The organism is Pontibacter ruber (assembly GCF_023630205.1).
Taxonomy (GTDB): Bacteria; Bacteroidota; Bacteroidia; order Cytophagales; family Hymenobacteraceae; genus Pontibacter; species Pontibacter ruber.
In genome coordinates this window covers 339,829-355,725 of sequence record NZ_JALPRR010000002.1, presented here as the reverse complement: position 1 = coordinate 355,725, position 15,897 = coordinate 339,829, and the positions used below count along the sequence as shown (strand labels likewise).

The 15,897-nt window shown below is 49.6% G+C and carries 14 protein-coding genes; 10 read left to right on the top strand and 4 right to left on the bottom strand.

The window, feature by feature from the left end:
• Window positions 1-151 precede the first annotated feature (151 nt).
• Complete coding sequence (locus tag MJ611_RS08280) at window positions 152-2,362, bottom strand: acylase (RefSeq protein WP_250429204.1); 2,211 nt, start codon at window positions 2,360-2,362, stop codon at window positions 152-154.
• A 512-nt stretch (window positions 2,363-2,874) separates the two neighbouring features.
• Here MJ611_RS08280 and MJ611_RS08275 point away from each other — a divergent pair.
• Together MJ611_RS08275 and MJ611_RS08270 are read left to right on the top strand one after the other, a co-directional pair.
• Window positions 2,875-4,281, top strand: coding sequence for an APC family permease (locus tag MJ611_RS08275; RefSeq protein WP_250429203.1), 1,407 nt, complete (start codon window positions 2,875-2,877; stop codon window positions 4,279-4,281).
• Window positions 4,282-4,373: 92 nt separating this feature from the next.
• Window positions 4,374-4,925 (top strand): SAM-dependent methyltransferase, encoded by a 552-nt coding sequence (locus tag MJ611_RS08270; RefSeq protein ID WP_250429202.1) that lies wholly within the window; start codon window positions 4,374-4,376, stop codon window positions 4,923-4,925.
• Window positions 4,926-5,064: 139 nt separating this feature from the next.
• Here MJ611_RS08270 and MJ611_RS08265 read toward each other — a convergent pair whose 3' ends face one another.
• A complete protein-coding gene (locus MJ611_RS08265) occupies window positions 5,065-5,301 on the bottom strand; it encodes a hypothetical protein (RefSeq protein WP_250429201.1) in 237 nt (78 codons plus the stop codon).
• A 378-nt stretch (window positions 5,302-5,679) separates the two neighbouring features.
• On the opposite strand from MJ611_RS08265, the gene MJ611_RS08260 reads away from it, so the two are divergent.
• Together MJ611_RS08260 and MJ611_RS08255 are read left to right on the top strand one after the other, a co-directional pair.
• Entirely contained in the window at window positions 5,680-6,267 is a 588-nt protein-coding gene (locus MJ611_RS08260; protein ID WP_250429200.1) for an NADPH-dependent FMN reductase, read from the top strand.
• A gap of 107 nt (window positions 6,268-6,374) precedes the next feature.
• Window positions 6,375-6,962, top strand: coding sequence for a pseudouridine synthase (locus tag MJ611_RS08255; protein WP_250429199.1), 588 nt, complete (start codon window positions 6,375-6,377; stop codon window positions 6,960-6,962).
• 95 nt (window positions 6,963-7,057) lie between these two features.
• Here MJ611_RS08255 and MJ611_RS08250 read toward each other — a convergent pair whose 3' ends face one another.
• Both MJ611_RS08250 and MJ611_RS08245 read right to left on the bottom strand, forming a co-directional pair.
• Window positions 7,058-7,516, bottom strand: coding sequence for a YybH family protein (locus MJ611_RS08250; RefSeq protein WP_250429198.1), 459 nt, complete (start codon window positions 7,514-7,516; stop codon window positions 7,058-7,060).
• Between the two features lie 122 nt (window positions 7,517-7,638).
• Window positions 7,639-8,172 (bottom strand): glycine zipper domain-containing protein, encoded by a 534-nt coding sequence (locus MJ611_RS08245; protein WP_250429197.1) that lies wholly within the window; start codon window positions 8,170-8,172, stop codon window positions 7,639-7,641.
• A 328-nt stretch (window positions 8,173-8,500) separates the two neighbouring features.
• Here MJ611_RS08245 and hrpB point away from each other — a divergent pair, with 328 nt between their 5' ends.
• The 6 genes from hrpB to MJ611_RS08215 all read left to right on the top strand — a co-directional run bounded on the left by hrpB (window position 8,501) and on the right by MJ611_RS08215 (window position 15,866).
• On the top strand, window positions 8,501-11,047 hold the full coding sequence (gene hrpB / locus MJ611_RS08240; protein WP_250429196.1) for an ATP-dependent helicase HrpB: 2,547 nt from the start codon (window positions 8,501-8,503) through the stop codon (window positions 11,045-11,047).
• Window positions 11,048-11,448: 401 nt separating this feature from the next.
• Window positions 11,449-12,882, top strand: a complete 1,434-nt coding sequence (locus tag MJ611_RS08235) for an APC family permease (protein WP_250429195.1) — start codon at window positions 11,449-11,451, stop codon at window positions 12,880-12,882.
• A 98-nt stretch (window positions 12,883-12,980) separates the two neighbouring features.
• Window positions 12,981-13,670 carry a helix-turn-helix transcriptional regulator gene (locus MJ611_RS08230; RefSeq protein ID WP_250429194.1) on the top strand — a complete coding sequence of 230 codons (690 nt, stop codon included), beginning with the start codon at window positions 12,981-12,983 and terminating at the stop codon, window positions 13,668-13,670.
• Window positions 13,671-14,000: 330 nt separating this feature from the next.
• Window positions 14,001-14,438 (top strand): GerW family sporulation protein, encoded by a 438-nt coding sequence (locus MJ611_RS08225; protein ID WP_250429193.1) that lies wholly within the window; start codon window positions 14,001-14,003, stop codon window positions 14,436-14,438.
• Between the two features lie 142 nt (window positions 14,439-14,580).
• Window positions 14,581-15,078, top strand: coding sequence for a DinB family protein (locus MJ611_RS08220; protein WP_250429192.1), 498 nt, complete (start codon window positions 14,581-14,583; stop codon window positions 15,076-15,078).
• Between the two features lie 152 nt (window positions 15,079-15,230).
• On the top strand, window positions 15,231-15,866 hold the full coding sequence (locus MJ611_RS08215) for a hypothetical protein (RefSeq protein WP_250429191.1): 636 nt from the start codon (window positions 15,231-15,233) through the stop codon (window positions 15,864-15,866).
• Window positions 15,867-15,897 lie beyond the last annotated feature (31 nt).

Genomic DNA, 15,897 nt, shown 5'->3' with positions numbered 1-15,897 from the left:
CCTTAAAGATGATAAACTTTGATCACATAGTTCTTATGGTTAAGTTCAGGTAGAACTTTCGAGAAGGGTCCACAACAAAGAACTATCTATCAGTAAAGCGAAAAGCGGCTTAAACCATAGTTTAAGCCGCTTTTTATACTTTGTTTATACTTTACTTTTTCACTTCCTCGCCCGGGTGGTAGGTTGCTTTTGCGCGCTTCTCTACATCCTCGCGGTAGTAGGCTACATCTTTGAACTTCACATCGGCGTAACGCTGCGCCTGGTCGTCGAAGTGCGGTGAATTCGGGTCGCCGCTCTGGCCGCCGGCCAGCATACTCTTTGCCTTTACCTTATCGCCAAACTCCACTACGGCCACAAAGCTGTTGCCCGATGTACCGTAAAGGCGTTTGGTGTTGTAAGAGTTTGCTCCGTAAGAGGCTAGTGCTCCCCAGTTTCCGGAAGCCATCCCAATTGGCAAACTCGGCTTGCTGTCATCAAACACCTGCTTGATATCGCCGTTAAGACGCTGGTAGCGGTTGATCTCGCCCCACGGGGTGTTCCACTTGCCAAAGTCTTTCTCCAGTTGCGCAATCGTCTGGCTGAAAATTTCCAGGCGTTCCTGCTCTGGGGCTGTGTTGGTATAATAATCAAAGCGCTCCATCAGGCCCATGTTTTTAGGTGCGCTGCCGTTCTTGGTTAAATTAGTAGCATAAAAATGAGCCAGCGACATCGCCACTGATTCCTTTGACACTGCATAGTCCCACTTGCGCATCACGTCAATGGCTTCCTTCAGTTTCGGGTCGTTTGGCTTCTGCTTGTCGTAGGCTTTCACAAGCCCCGGTATCAGCATTTCAAAGCCCGGCAGGTAGGGGTCGTAAGCCAGTTCGATCAGCTTGTCGAGCGTCAGGTTGTTTGCTTTTTTGAGCAGGCGAATAGCGTGCACGCCACGGAAGTTCTCCGGTGCCGGTGCCATGTAAACCGGGTAATCTTCTTTTTTGGGGCTATACTCTCCGGCGCTTGTAAACGGCGTTGAGTTACAGTTTTGTATCCAGCCATTCGGCGGGTTTATCAGGCGAATGGTCTCCTCCAGCGTATGCAGGCCGTTCCAGTCGGTTTTCGGGTTGCTGCCATCAACGGGTTTGGAGTAGTCGAACGAGGTATCGCGGCGCGGGAAAAAGTTGCCGTGGTAGTAGGCAATGTTGCCATCAGCATCGGCATATACAGTGGCGTTCGAGGAGTTGGTACGCATCTTCATCATCTCGTTGAACTCCTGCAGGTTGGTCTGCTTGGTGCGGATATACGACTGCGTCAGCGCCTCTACCGGTTTCCACATCAGGGCGGTGGCTACCCACTTGTCGCCGTTCTGGTGCGTGATCGGGCCGTGGTGTGTGCGGTAGGTGGCAAAGGTCTTCTGCTTTACTTCGTTGCCGGATTTGTACGACAGTGTTACTTCAGAAGTAGAGACCGGGCGAAGCGCTTCGCCATACTTGTAAAACAGCTTGCCATCCTGCTTCACGATGGTTTCTTCAAACTCATCGATTACATCAGAATAAGCAGAAGTATGCATCCAGCCAAGCTTTTCGTTAAAACCCTGGTACACGAAAAACTGCCCCCAGGTAACGGCGCCATACGCATTCAGTCCTTCCTCGCTCACGGCATGCACTTCGCCACGGAAGAAGAAAGAAGTATGCGGGTTGATGAGCAGCATAGCATTGCCTGAAGCTGTATGTTTTCCGGAGATCGAGAACCCGTTGGACCCTTTTGGTTCGTCAAGTATACCTGGTTTTACCAGCCCTGTTTTATAGTTGTTGTAGCCCAACGATTTGTTGCTTCCATAAAAAGCCTTGATCCTTTCGGTAGATATACTTTCGATGTCGCCGCCAATTGAGCCCTCGGTAAAATACATCGGCATCCAGGGTTCAAAACGTGTAAGCAGCTTCGGCTTTACTTCCGGGTGCGTGTGCAGGTAATAGTTAATGCCATCGGCATAGGCCTGGCAAAGCGCCTTCAGCCATTCCGGGCTCTTTTCATAGTTCTGGATAGCTTCCTCTTTGCTCATGTACAGTTTAGCACGCAAATCGCTATAGAGCATCTCCTCTCCTTCTACTTCTGCCAGCCGGCCTATCGCCCACAGGTAATTGCGCTCTACGCGGTTAAAATCGTCTTCGCATTGGGCGTACAACAATCCGAACACAGCATCTGCATCAGATTTCCCGTACACGTGCGGCACGCCAAAATCATCGCGGATAATGGTAACGCGCGCAGCCTGTTCTTTCCAATTCGCCACCTCTTTTGATGAGGCAACTTTCTGATTTACCGAGCAGGAGAAAAGGATGGTAACGAAAAGCAGTAACGGAGCAATACTTTTTGTGAAGTGTTTCATTGGCAGTATGAGGTGAATTTCGACCTTACAATTTAGAGAGTTTTGGCCTAATATGTATACAAAATTTTAGCAGTGATTTTTGCTGTGTTTCCGGTCCTCTATATACTTGTAATACAAGTATAAAATGCTTTTCCATATCAGCTGGCAGGCTACTGATGGTCATACTTTATCAAAGCCTTTTGGGCGGAAGCGGGAAAGAATACCTACTTCTGCCGATCCTATGTTCACTGGTTAAGTATAACCCATTGCTATGAGTAGCAACATACCTCGTTCTTGGTTTTACACTATTTAGAAAAAAACATAGCCATACATTAACTAACACTTATGGTGCCCTTACAGCAGCAATAGCTTCTTTAACTTAGCTTTTCCGCTGCCCCTTGTGCCGTGCCCTGTTCCTGACGTAAAATACTTTATGTTTTTACCCGCTGATCACCCAATGGCTGGGCTTTTATACTTTGCCTTGCAGATGGATCAGTAGAGCTTTACCGAGGATAACAGGAACGCGACGCAGTATGAAGGAGAAAACCCAGGGCAATTTGCGTATTGGAACAGAAGCCGAGCCAAAACCTGCTTTGGGGCTAACAGATGCCATTGCCGTGATCGTAGGCATTGTGATCGGTGCCGGTATTTTCAGGACACCTTCGCTGGTGGCAGCAAATAGCGGGAGTGTCGGCATATTTCTGCTGACCTGGGTGTTGGGTGGCGTTGTCTCGCTGATCGGTGCGCTTTCTTACGCTGAACTTACCACTACTTTTCCAAACACCGGCGGAGATTATTACTTCCTGAGGCGGGCCTACGGCAAGCGACTTGCTTTCCTGTTTGCCTGGGCGCGGATGAGTGTCATCCAGACAGGCTCTATTGCGCTGCTCTCCTTCATCATAGGCGATTACCTGACGCAGATCTATACGTTGGGTGAATTTTCGCCTGTCATCTATGCGTCTCTGGTTGTGATCGTTCTGACGGGCATCAACATAGTTGGCGTTAAAGTCGGTACAGGCACCCAGAAAGTGCTTACAACGGTGGAAGTACTGGGAATTCTGATCATCACCGGTGCTGGTTTCTTCTTTGCGCCGGAACAGGCCGGCGCATCAAGTATAGCTTCTGATACTTCAGGGCAGACAAACTCCCTGGGGCTTGCCATGGTTTTTGTTCTCCTCACTTTTGGCGGCTGGAACGAAGCAGCTTACATTTCCGGGGAGCTCAGGTCCGGGCGAAAGGGCATGGCGATAGCGTTGGTCGCGGGCATCATCCTCATTACAATAATATACCTGCTCATTAACCTGGCTTACCTGAACGTGCTTGGGCTGAGCGGCATGGCGCAGTCTGATGCCGTGGCAGGCGATCTGATGCGAATCACCTTCGGCGAGGGGGGCGTGCTACTGATCGGGGTGCTGGTCGCTGTTTCGGCGCTGACCTCTGCCAACGCCACTATCTTCACGGGTGCCCGCACCAATTATGCCCTGGGCAGAGACTTTCCGCTGTTCGGCATACTAGGTAAGTGGAACGAGCAGACCTCTTCGCCAGTAAATGCCTTTATCGTGCAGGGGTTTATCTCACTTGCGCTTATCAGCCTGGGGCTTCTGACCCGCAATGGTTTTGCCACCATGATCGAGTATACGGCCCCTGTTTTCTGGTTTTTCTTTTTGCTGGTTGGAGTTGCCCTGTTCATTTTACGCCGAAAGGAGCCCGACCGAGAGCGGCCGTTCCGTGTTCCGTTGTACCCTGTCACGCCCCTGATATTTTGTTTATCAAGTGCTTACCTGTTGTACTCCAGCCTGGTTTATACTGGTCTGGGAGCGCTTGTAGGCGTAGGTGTGCTGGCCGTGGGCGTTATACTGCTGCTGGTGCTGCCGGCTATCGACAGGAAAATTGCAGCAAGGTCCGATAAAGCCAAAGAGGCCGTTCCGAAATCATTGTAAGCCTGGTTACAAACTTATTCAGGAACCATCACCCTTGCTGGTAATCCCCCAAATTAAGTGAATCGTATAATGTATAACTAAAGACCTATAGGATGAGAACTATCACAAATTTACTTGGCTCACTTCTGCTGCTACTTTGTGCAACAGGTTTTGTTCACGCACAGGAAACTGCTACCCGCACGCCGGATGTGCCTTATGTTCCGACCCGGCAGGTGGTGGTAGATGCCATGCTGAAACTGGCGAAGGTTACCAAAGATGATGTGGTATATGACCTGGGTTGTGGGGATGGCCGCATTGTGATCACGGCCGCAAAAGAGTATGGTGCCACCGGTACGGGCATCGACATCAACCCGGAGCGGATAAAGGAAGCCAACGCAAATGCTCAAAAGGCCAATGTAACCGATAAAGTAAAGTTTGTAGAAGGCGATCTGTTTGAGACGGACTTCAGCAAAGCGACCGTAGTAACGTTATACTTGCTTCCTACTGTAAACATGAAATTACGTCCTATCCTGCTCGAGCAGCTTAAACCCGGCAGCCGCATCGTGTCGCACTCGTTTGATATGGGCGATTGGAAGCCGGATCAGACAATCAATGTAGACGGCTCTACGATCTACTTCTGGACTGTACCTGCCAAGAAGAAGTAAGTATAACCCTCACTGCTGATGATCGGCATAAACAGAAACCCCCTGCTGTAAAACAGCAGGGGGTTTCTGTTATATACATGATCTTATTTCAAAATTTATCTGCAGCCTTTTGTCTCTTGATTAAAGGCCGGAAAGAATACTATACCCAGCGTTTGCGCTCGCTGAAATGGTTGCAGCCGAACATGGCGCCCGTGATCATTTCAAATTGCTTTGGCTTCATATCCTGAGGTCCTTCATGCACCAGTGGCAGCACATAAGAAGGCTCCATGGCATGCTGGCCGGTTAGTTCATCACATACCCCAAAGTCGTTGCTCTGAAGTTGCACTTTGCTTTTGTCCTGCTCCCAGTGGGTGCATTGATTGCATGTTGCTTCCATAATTTCATTCAATTTAGTTTCTACTTCACATAGTTAGGTTATACTTGCCTTTGCAAAAGCTTTGTTACACCATCCGGTCGTTTTCTGGGTAATTTAAAATCAAGCTAAATAACAGCACCTCTATACTTTACAAGCCTCAAGCAGAAAACAACAGCAGGTGTAACCAGCATAATTGGGTTGCAATACATCCGAAAAGTTAGCTTGCAGCACTTGCTTTAAACTCATTTTTGATGAGGTATTAACAAGGCTGAACCGTTCGCGTAAATGAGGGCTATAATCGCTTTGCCGGAAGCAGGTACCTTTAAAACAGGGTTAAACCAAAGCAGTTGTACCTGGTAGAAAATCAGTCCTTTAAACGCGTATCAAACAACCACACCTATGCCACACATTGCCATTATTTCATCGAGCGTGCGTACTGGCCGCAATACCCACCGTGTCGCACTGTTTTTTGAAAAGTACATAACAGCGCACAACCTGGCTACTGTGGAGATACTTGACCTGAAGGCATACAACTTCCCTGTTTTTGAGGAGCGACTCAAGTACCAGGAAGATCCGTCGGAGCAGGTGCTGGAATTTGCTGAGAAGATCCGGAACGCTGACGGTGTGATTATCGCTACGCCGGAGTATAACGGCGGCTACCCAGCCAGCATCAAAAATGTTGTAGACCTGCTGTATGATGAATGGTACCGGAAGCCAATAGGCCTGGTTACTGTTTCAAATGGCCCTTTTGGCGGCACCCAGGTGATGCGGGCACTTCAGTTCACGCTCTGGAAGATACGGGCTTGGGTAGTCCCTGCCATGTTCCCGGTACCCAAAGTGCAGGAAGCCTACGACGAAGAAGGCAATCCCACAAACAAAGAAGCGTCCTATAAACATGCGCATCGGTTTATGCATGAAATGCTGTGGTGCATAGAGGCAAAACAGAAAATGGAAGCTGACGAGAAGCATGAACAACAAACCAAGTAAGCGCAGCAAAGTATAACCAACCTGAAATGGAGTGCCGGCGCTTTGCTGTTTAATTTTTACGACGGGATAATTGTGGCTATTTTTGCACTACATTATTTTGTTTGTACATGGCACACCGGCATTTTATCATTCACAAACCTTTTGGCTACATCAGTCAGTTTGTAACAAACCATCGCAAAAAGAAACTGCTGGGCGAGCTGTACGAGTTCCCGGAAGGCACCATGGCCATCGGCCGCCTGGATGAAAAAAGCGAAGGCTTGCTGCTGCTCACAACCGACGGAAAAATGAGCGAGCAGGTACGCCGGAAAGACGTGGAAAAAGAGTACTATGCGCAGGTAGACGGGCTTATTACAGACGAGGCGATCGAACATCTGCAGCAGGGCGTGGCGATCGGACTTTACGGCGAAAAGTATGAAACCAATACCTGCAAGGCACACCGGCTGGAAACTTCCCCTGACTTTGCTGAACGCACCCGCAAAATACGCGACGAACGGCACGGCCCTACCAGTTGGGTATCCATCACACTGACCGAAGGCAAAAACAGGCAGGTCAGGAAAATGACCGCAGCTGTGGGCTTTCCTACCCTGCGATTGATCCGGGTGCGTGTTGGCTCTATTTACCTGCGTGAGCTGCCTGCTGGCGCCGTAAAGGAGGTTCCGGATTTCTCGCTTGCCTTAGCTGAAAGTGATATTTAGCTGCCTCAATCAGTTTAAATAAAAAAAGCCGCTCTAGCTTTTACCAAGGCGGCTTTTTATTTATTATTTAAAGCTAAGTATGCGTAAACTTTCGCTTACATACCTTTGGCTTGCACAGGCATGTCTTCCAGCTGTGCGTAGCTTAACTTCCATTTTCCATCTTCGCCTTTTTTCCAGAGCAGGATAAAGTTGCCCTCTCCTACGCCATGGGGCTCATTGGGTCCTGAAGGCAGCACATCTACTGAGAAAGTACCTGCTTCGTAAGCCATTGTTTCGTCTACGCCGGAGCTTACCACATTCGTTTTCAGGTCGGAAATGGTGCCGAGTGTTTCGTTTACCCACTTATCGGCTACTTCGGATTTTCCATTAAAGTGGATCTCGCCCTGCACGAAATCTACATCATCTGCCAGCATGGAGATGACCTTGTCGGAGTCGCGGTTGTTCCAGGCCCCAATAAACTCTTTGTTTAGCTCCTGTATGTTCGGACCCTCCTCTATTTTTGAACATGATGTAAAGATTGCTGCAAATGCGAGTATATAAATGATCGTTTTCATGATACAGTCGTTTGGTTTGTGTATAAATCCTATTAATCTGCTTTATACTTGCTGTAAAAGGATTTGTTAGCAAAAACCCAAGCCCGGAGGCTTGGGTTTTTCAGTATTAGTATAATTTCTGATTACCAGCTTTTTCTCCTGTACTCTGATGTATAGTAAGGTTTGGTCGGATCACCATAGTCAGCGTTTGGCAACAAGGCTAAGCCCATGATCGGATCCTGTGTCGCGTTATAGCTGTTGTAGGCCATTGCAGTTGGAGCAACAACTTCCTGTTTAGCAGGTGCAGCAGATTTTTTGGCTACAGAATTTCTGCTGGATGTACTTCTGTTGGCAACCGATCTTGCAGCAGCTCTTTCAGCAGCACGGTTAGCAGCAGCTACTCGGGCGGCCTCTTCGGCTTGTCTTTTCTTTTGTTTGTTGTCGATAACTTTACCAACACCATAACCAGCAGCACCACCAACTACACCACCTACAACACCACCTACTACGCGGTTACGTTTGTGGATGATAGCACCTGCAGCAGCACCTGTAGCGCCACCAATTACGGCACCTTTAGCCTGTGGGCTCCAACCTCTTCTTTCTTCTGTCTGTGCTGAAGCATTAAAGGTAAATGCAACGAATAATACCAGACTCAATAATAAACTTACCTTCTTCATAACGATGTCTTTTTTGTTAAGAAAACTTATACGTTTTGTATTGGAACAGTTTTCAATTACCATGCCACAATTCCTGAAAAGCAAGTATGATTTTTCAGCACAGTCAACCTTATTTTTCCCATAATCAACCACAACTCACTGACTAGCAGCAAGTTTATTTTAAATAAAAAATTTACAAAAAATAAAAAAGCTGATGTTGATCAACTCACAGAAGTATAGTTCTTGCATTAACTGCTAGCCGAAATCATTTGATTTCATACTATAGCTGTGCAAATACCTCATTTCCTTCACACGTAAAATTGTCGGCCAGATTTCAGACCTTTGCACCATGCAGTCTGCTGATACACTTTATACGTTACCCGACCTACCCGTTAAGGAAGCGCTTCCGCGGTTACTCAGCGCTTTAGAACAATCGTCGCGTGCCGTGCTGGAGGCACCTCCCGGTGCCGGTAAAACCACGCTGGTGCCGCTGGCACTGCTGGATGCTGCCTGGCGAAACGATGGAAAGATACTGGTGCTGGAGCCCCGCAGGCTGGCTACCCGTGCTGCCGCCGAGCGCATGGCCGACCTGCTTGGAGAGAAAGTAGGAGAAACGGTAGGTTATTGGGTACGGATGGAGCACGTGGTCTCTGCCAGAACCCGCATCGAAGTAGTGACCGAAGGCATCCTGACGCGCCTGCTGCAGGACGACCCGACACTGGAAGGCATCGCTGCCATTATTTTTGATGAATTTCACGAGCGCAGCCTGCAGGCAGACCTCGGATTGGCCCTGGCGCTGGACACACAGGCGGTACTTCGCCCTGACCTGCGCCTGCTGGTGATGAGCGCCACCCTGGATGCCGCGGCGGTTGGCAGTTGGCTGGAGGCACCCGTTATCCGCAGCGAAGGCCGCCAGTACCCGGTAGACACCCATTACCTGACACCGGCAGAAGTAGCTGCTGCCGGCACGCGTCCGGCTGAAAGGTTAGCGAACCTGATGCCTAAAGCGATTCGCCAGGCCCTGGCAGCACATACCGAAGGCGATATACTTGCTTTTCTGCCCGGCATGGGCGAGATGCGAAGAGTGGCCCAGCAACTCGAGGGAAGGCTAGCCGCTGCCACTGACCTACACCTCCTGCACGGCGACCTTACTTTATCCAAACAGCTTGCTGCCATTCAGCCAGCGCCGCAAGGGAGGCGCAAAGTAGTACTGGCAACAAGTATAGCCGAAACCAGCTTAACCATTGAAGGGGTAAAAATTGTAGTAGACGGCGGGTTTGCACGGGTTCCGAAATTTGTGCCCCGCACCGGCCTTACAACACTGGCCACCATACCTGTTTCGAAAGCTTCCGCCGATCAACGACGTGGCCGCGCCGGTCGTTTGGGCCCCGGTATCTGTTACCGCCTCTGGTCTACAGCCGACCAGTTACAGCTACCAGAACGACAAGCACCGGAGATCTGTGAGGCAGATCTGACCGGACTTGCGCTGGAACTGGCTATCTGGGGCGTGAAAGACGCCGCCTCTTTAAAATGGCTGGATACGCCGCCTGCTCCTGCCCTGTCGCTTGCCCGCGACCTGTTGCAACGGTTGGAGGCACTGGATAAAAATGGCAAACCTACCCATCACGGCAAGCAGCTCGCTCCGTTGGGGCTGCCTCCCCGCCTGGGTCACCTGGTGGTCATAGGTCATAAAATAGGGCACGGCGCTACTGCCTGCGCACTGGCAGCCTTGCTTTCTGAAAAAGACATCCTGAAGCCAGTGGAAATGAGCTGGGGCAATACTCTGCCTGACCTGCAGCTTCGCCTGGAGATCCTTGCCGGGAAACGACCACAGACGCCCGGATTTGTTATAGACGAAAACGCATTGCGTCGGGTACGCGAACAGGCCCAGAACCTCCGCCAGAAAATGCGTGAGCCCGGCAGCAACATACATCCCGACGCTGCTGGTTTGCTCGCAGCCCTTGCCTACCCAGACCGACTGGCACAGCGCGAAGCATCCGGGCGCGTGCGCCTGGTAACCGGCCAAAGGGCAAGTATAGCGACAGAGCTGTTTGGCGAGGCCGAGTTTTACGGCGTGGCACATCTCGACCTGGGAAATCAGCCCCGCGTGCTGCTGGCGGCACCAGTAGCAAAAGATGAGATCCTGGAACACTTCGCCGACCAGTTGGAAGAAGTGCAGGATGTGCGCTGGGATGCAGCTGCTGGCCGTGTGGTGGCCCGGCAGATCACAAGGCTTGGTGCCCTGACCCTGGAGGAAGCCGCACAGGCCAAACCTGACCCGGAATTGGTGGCCGATGCTTTGCTACAGGCGCTGGTTGAAAAAGGAATTGACCGGCTGCCATGGTCAGAGGAAGCCCTCCGTTCGCGCCAGCGCCTTGCCTTCCTGCATCAACTGGAGCCGGACCGCTGGCCGGATGTTTCAGACGAAGCCCTGGAGGCAAGTATAGAAGTATGGCTCCGGCCGCACCTTTCCGGTTTGCGCTCGCTGGAGCAGGTATCCCGGCTAAATTTTAACGAGCTTATACTTGGCGATCTTTCGTGGGAACTACGCCAGGAAATGGACCGGCTGGCGCCCACCCACCTGCAGGTGCCCAGCGGCTCGCGCATTTCACTGGATTATTCAGAAGCTACCACACCTGTACTTGCCGTGCGCTTGCAAGAAGTTTTCGGCATGCTGGATACCCCAAAAATCGGTGGCGGAAAAGTACCGCTGCTTCTGCACCTGCTTTCCCCGGCTTCGCGCCCGGTACAGGTAACCCGCGACCTGCGCAGTTTCTGGAGCACCGGCTATTTTGATGTGCGCAAAGATCTCCGTGGTCGTTATCCCAAACACCACTGGCCGGAAGATCCACTCTCTGCGCCACCAACCCGTGGCACAAAGAAAAGGCCCCTGTAACTGCCCTTGTTTCTGGCTCTGATTCTGAATCAAAGTTTATACTTACCTTCTGATAGGGAAGTATAAATCATTGGGAGTTTGCTTGCGGAGGCTCTTAGGCACATGGATACCATATACCTACCAGCACAGAGTAGTACCGGTAAGACCTATACAGAGTGATGAACAGCATGCTTTGCACAACATCCCGCAGCAGAGGCACACCGGATGCGGCAGGTATAGTACAGGCATTCAGGCAGTGTACCTGAGCTGCAGGAAGTGGTAGCGGCAAACAGAAAACAAGTCAAAAATAAATTGGCTCAACAGGTAGTGACCGTAGGTGTATGATTTTTAATAATAAAACTTTATCTTCTCAACTATTTTCAGCTCCATCATCAATTTATTAACCACCGTCGCATTGTTTTATGAGTAAAAGCAGCCAACTCAACAGGTCATTAGGTTTACGCCTCGTCATCGTGGTAGTTATCGGGAACATCATAGGTTCAGGCGTTTACAAGAAAGTTGCGCCTATGGCTGCAGAGCTTCAGTCGCCCGGATGGGTGCTCCTGTGCTGGCTGCTGGCAGGCATTATCTCGTTATTTGGGGCTTTGTGCAATGCTGAGGTCGCGGGCCTGCTGGCCGATACGGGCGGCGAATACGCGTACTACAAGCGCATCTACAACCGCTTTTTTGCTTTTATCTTTGGCTGGTCTTTGTTCACGGTCATACAAACAGCGGCCATTTCATCGCTGGCTTATGTTTTTGCGCAATCGTTCCAAAGCATCGTGCCTCTGCCCCCTGTTCTCAGTTCCCTGGCAGATTTTTCCATCGGCGGCGTCTTTTTTCCCTTCGCTGATTTTAACGTAAAGCTGACGGCCATCCTGCTTATTATTTTACTCACTTGGGTAAATGCAAAAGGAGTTAAAACAGGGGCAGGGCTGAGCACGGCTATTCTGCTGCTGGTCTTTGCTGGTATTGCTACCATTGTTATTTCCGGCCTTGCCAGTAGCCACGGCAACATAGCAAAAAGCTTTGTTATGACCACCTCAACTTCTACCCCGGTAACTTTCAGCGCTGTTTTCGCAGCCATGCTTTCGGCCTTCTGGGCTTACCAGGGCTGGGCTGCGATTGGTTACCTAGGCGGTGAGATCAAAGATGCCCATCGCAATATTCCGCGGGGTATCGCCTTTGGTGTCGTAACGGTTATAGCTATTTACATCCTGGTTAACATGACGTACCTGTCTTTGTTGCCCATACCTGAACTGGTACAGGTACACGAGGCAGGTAATAAGATTGCGGCCGTAGAGGCTGTTAAAAGCTTCTGGGGGTACTACGGCAGCCTGTTCATTTCGGTCCTGATCCTGGTAACGACGCTGGGCTGTACCAATGCAACGATACTTGCCAGTTCCCGCACATACTTTGCCATGGCGCGCGAAGGTATGTTTTTCCAGAAAGCTGCTGAGCTTAACGAGCGTCAGGCGCCGGCGAGCTCACTGCTGTACCAATGCATTTGGGCGTGCCTGCTGGTGCTTTCCGGCACCTTCGATCAGCTTACGGACATGATCATTTTTGCGGTATTTATTTTCTATGGGGCTACCACCTTTGGCGTGTTTGTGCTGCGGCGAAAAATGCCGGACGCGCCACGTCCCTACAAAGTATGGGGCTACCCTGTGATACCGGGCATCATGGTTCTTTTCTGCGCCGCCCTGTTCGTGAACACCATTGCAGTACGTCCCCGCGAGGCAGCCATCGGCATGGTCCTGATGCTAACCGGCATCCCGATGTACTGGTGGTTTACCAAACGAAAAAACAGGGTTCTGACCGAAGAGGAGCTTCCAGCAAGTAAGCACACAGTATAAAAGCCGGCTTTCGGACGGAATCTTTTCGATTACCTCTCGTGATTCCGTCGGCGCCCGTATTAAAGCTATGGCCGCCTTCTTACCTGAAAGATGAAAGTATGAACAGAATTGACCGCTTGTTTGGTATTATGGCCTTGCTGCAGTCGAAGAAGTATGTAACGGCAGAGCAGATCGCTGAGAAGTTCGGGATAAGCGTGCGCACCGTGTACCGCGATGTGAAAGCGCTGGGAGAGCAGGGCATTCCGGTGAGTTTTGAGCAGCACAAAGGCTACTTTATTGTGCAGGGGTATTTCCTGCCGCCCGTTTCCTTTAGCTCGGAAGAGGCAAATGCACTGCTCCTGATGGAAGCCATGGTTTATGGATTTGCGGACAAGTCCATACAGACGCATTACTCCAACGCCCTGACCAAAGTAAAGAACGTTTTAAAAACTTCGCAGAAGGAAAAGCTGGAGGCGCTCACAAGCAACATCCGGTTACAAATTCCCGCTTGCTTTCAACTGAACTCCGATTACCTGGCAACGCTCCAGAATGCCATTTCTACGAAAGTGATGCTGGAGCTTGCTTACAAGAACAACAAAGAGGAAGTGAGCGCACGGCTGGTAGAGCCGATCGGCCTTGTTTTCTATGCCTTAAACTGGCACCTGATCGCCTGGTGCCACCTGCGGAAAGAGTACCGCGACTTCCGGGTGTCGCGTATCCTGAAGATCAGGAGTACAGACAAGCCCTTTACAAAGACTGATCACGTCGAGTTGAGCGAGTATATGAAGCTACTGCCGGTGGAGTATTAGTTCGTTTATATAAATAAAGCACTTGCTGCAAAGAAGGGAAACATCCTGAACATACGTGCACGTTCTTTAGCTTTAATCATGTTACATCAAGTATAAATTCAGGTTACTCCACGCGCAGGAACAACCAAAGCAAGTATACAACAGCACCTCCCCCACTTTTCACTTGTTACTTTAGTTGATTGACAGCGATTTCTCCTCCCATACCTATCTCTTCGTAGCTTTTCGTACACGTTGAACATCTTTATTCGTACAAAATATTTAAATAGTACTAATTAAATTTTGAGCTTATCAAAAAGGTTTTCTCCTGAAATGTAGAGAAGCGTTGATGATTTGAAAGTAAAACCATATAAAAAAACAGGCAAGATGGACATGCAGGAAAGTAACAAAAGAGCTTCCTTTATTGAGCAGCTGGCACAAAGATTAGGTATTTCAGCAAATGCTGCCACTATTTATGGTGAGCCAGTGGAGCGAGGTGGGGTAACTGTTATACCAGCCGCTAAGGCCATGTATGGGTTCGGTGGAGGTACAGGCAGCAAAGCCGGCGAAGAAGGAACAGGAGGCGGTGGCGGTGTGGCCATCAAGCCAGTTGGATACATCGAAATCAAAGACGGACAAACCAGGTTCCGTTCGATACACGATCCGCAGAATCTGGTGAAAACTATTGCCGTTGGTGGCATAGTTGCCCTGCTTTCGATCAGGAGTATAGGCAAACTTTTGCGCCGCAGAAATAACTTAGCTGATGCAGAGGCACAAAGACAGTCATTTTAAGAGGCCATACATTTCTATACCTCCTCTGGTGAAAAAATAAACTGAGTATAGATCACTGAAAAAATTTTGTCATACAAAGTTACACTGCCATAGGGTTGTCAGTGGGTCCTGGTTTCTTTGTCTTAAACTAAAGCTTAAAACTATGACGGTAATCGAAATGTTCTCAAAAGAGCTGGAGCAGGAAGCCCAGACTACCCGTAAAATGCTGGAGCGTGTACCTGACGACAAGTATGACTGGCAACCTCACCAGAAAAGTATGACCATGATCCGCCTGGTAACGCACGTGGCGGAGCTGCCTTCCTGGGTAAGTATGGCGCTCACCACCGACGAGCTGGACTTTGCGCAAAACCCTTACCAGCCAGAGAAAATTGCCAACACCAAAGAACTGGTAGCTTATTTTGAGAGGACGTATGCCGATGGCAAATCCGGATTAGCCCGAGCCACAGAAGATCAGCTGGAACAACCATGGGTATTACGGAATGGCGACCAGATCTATAACACCTATACCAAAGCCGAAGTGATCCGGATGGCGCTGTCGCAGATCATCCACCACCGTGCCCAACTGGGCGTGTACCTCCGCCTCCTCGATATTCCAATACCCGGCAGCTACGGCCCAAGCGCCGACGAAACGGGATTTTAAAGTATAACACAAAGGATAATAAAAGGCTGGCTCTGGTAAAGATCCAGCCTTTTTTGTTCTTTCACTTTTATCTCATTTATACTTTCAATAATATATAAGATTCAGTATATTCATCAGCATAATTTCCTCTTTTCTGACTCTTGATTTGCCTGATGATGCCAACTCTGCCAAGGCCCGGGATTAAGCTTATACCTGCTAAATGGATCTTCATCAGCGCCCTACTGATCATGACCGGCACGATCCTTACAGTTTACCTGACGGGATTTACCTCCAGCAGAAGTATTCTGGATAACGCTACCATTTCACTCTCTATACTTTGTACTATATTCTTTGGCTTCCTGACCTCTAGCCTTTACTATGGCATAAAGTTAAAGGATGATGTTGGAGATCTTACCAGGAAAATAAAATGGCTGAATAATACGGCCACGGAGGCCGTAGCGGATGTACCTGATATAGCTGGAAAATCAGGAGGTAAAGGAAGTATGTTACCTGATTTAGATCTTGGAGATGGCGCAGATGAATTTGCAGCAGCTGTTTTTGCCTGGATAGCAGTAACCCTTGCGTTTATTGCCTTCCTGTTCTTATTCGAAACAGTGATCTGGGCCTTTGTTCTGTTGCTAGCGGCTATGCTGTACTGGGTCTTCTTCAGAGCCGTACGGCTGGTGCTAAAGAACAGCCCAAGGTGCAGAGGCAGGTTCTCAAAGGCTGCTTTCTACGGCCTTGGTTATACCTTGCTCTACTCCTCCTGGATGTATGTTATCTTACTTTCCGTTAAATTCCTGAGGTAAGTATAAAGCTGAAAATCACGAAAGTATAAAA

Coding starts and splice junctions, on each gene's coding strand:
- MJ611_RS08220 (WP_250429192.1), top strand. CDS start 14,581: ATGACGGTAATCGAAATGTTCTCAAAAGAGCTGGAGCAGGAAGCCCAG.
- MJ611_RS08260 (WP_250429200.1), top strand. CDS start 5,680: ATGCCACACATTGCCATTATTTCATCGAGCGTGCGTACTGGCCGCAAT.
- MJ611_RS08235 (WP_250429195.1), top strand. CDS start 11,449: ATGAGTAAAAGCAGCCAACTCAACAGGTCATTAGGTTTACGCCTCGTC.
- MJ611_RS08250 (WP_250429198.1), bottom strand. CDS start 7,516: ATGAAAACGATCATTTATATACTCGCATTTGCAGCAATCTTTACATCA.
- MJ611_RS08275 (WP_250429203.1), top strand. CDS start 2,875: ATGAAGGAGAAAACCCAGGGCAATTTGCGTATTGGAACAGAAGCCGAG.
- MJ611_RS08265 (WP_250429201.1), bottom strand. CDS start 5,301: ATGGAAGCAACATGCAATCAATGCACCCACTGGGAGCAGGACAAAAGC.
- MJ611_RS08255 (WP_250429199.1), top strand. CDS start 6,375: ATGGCACACCGGCATTTTATCATTCACAAACCTTTTGGCTACATCAGT.
- hrpB (WP_250429196.1), top strand. CDS start 8,501: ATGCAGTCTGCTGATACACTTTATACGTTACCCGACCTACCCGTTAAG.
- MJ611_RS08280 (WP_250429204.1), bottom strand. CDS start 2,362: ATGAAACACTTCACAAAAAGTATTGCTCCGTTACTGCTTTTCGTTACC.
- MJ611_RS08270 (WP_250429202.1), top strand. CDS start 4,374: ATGAGAACTATCACAAATTTACTTGGCTCACTTCTGCTGCTACTTTGT.
- MJ611_RS08245 (WP_250429197.1), bottom strand. CDS start 8,172: ATGAAGAAGGTAAGTTTATTATTGAGTCTGGTATTATTCGTTGCATTT.
- MJ611_RS08230 (WP_250429194.1), top strand. CDS start 12,981: ATGAACAGAATTGACCGCTTGTTTGGTATTATGGCCTTGCTGCAGTCG.
- MJ611_RS08215 (WP_250429191.1), top strand. CDS start 15,231: ATGATGCCAACTCTGCCAAGGCCCGGGATTAAGCTTATACCTGCTAAA.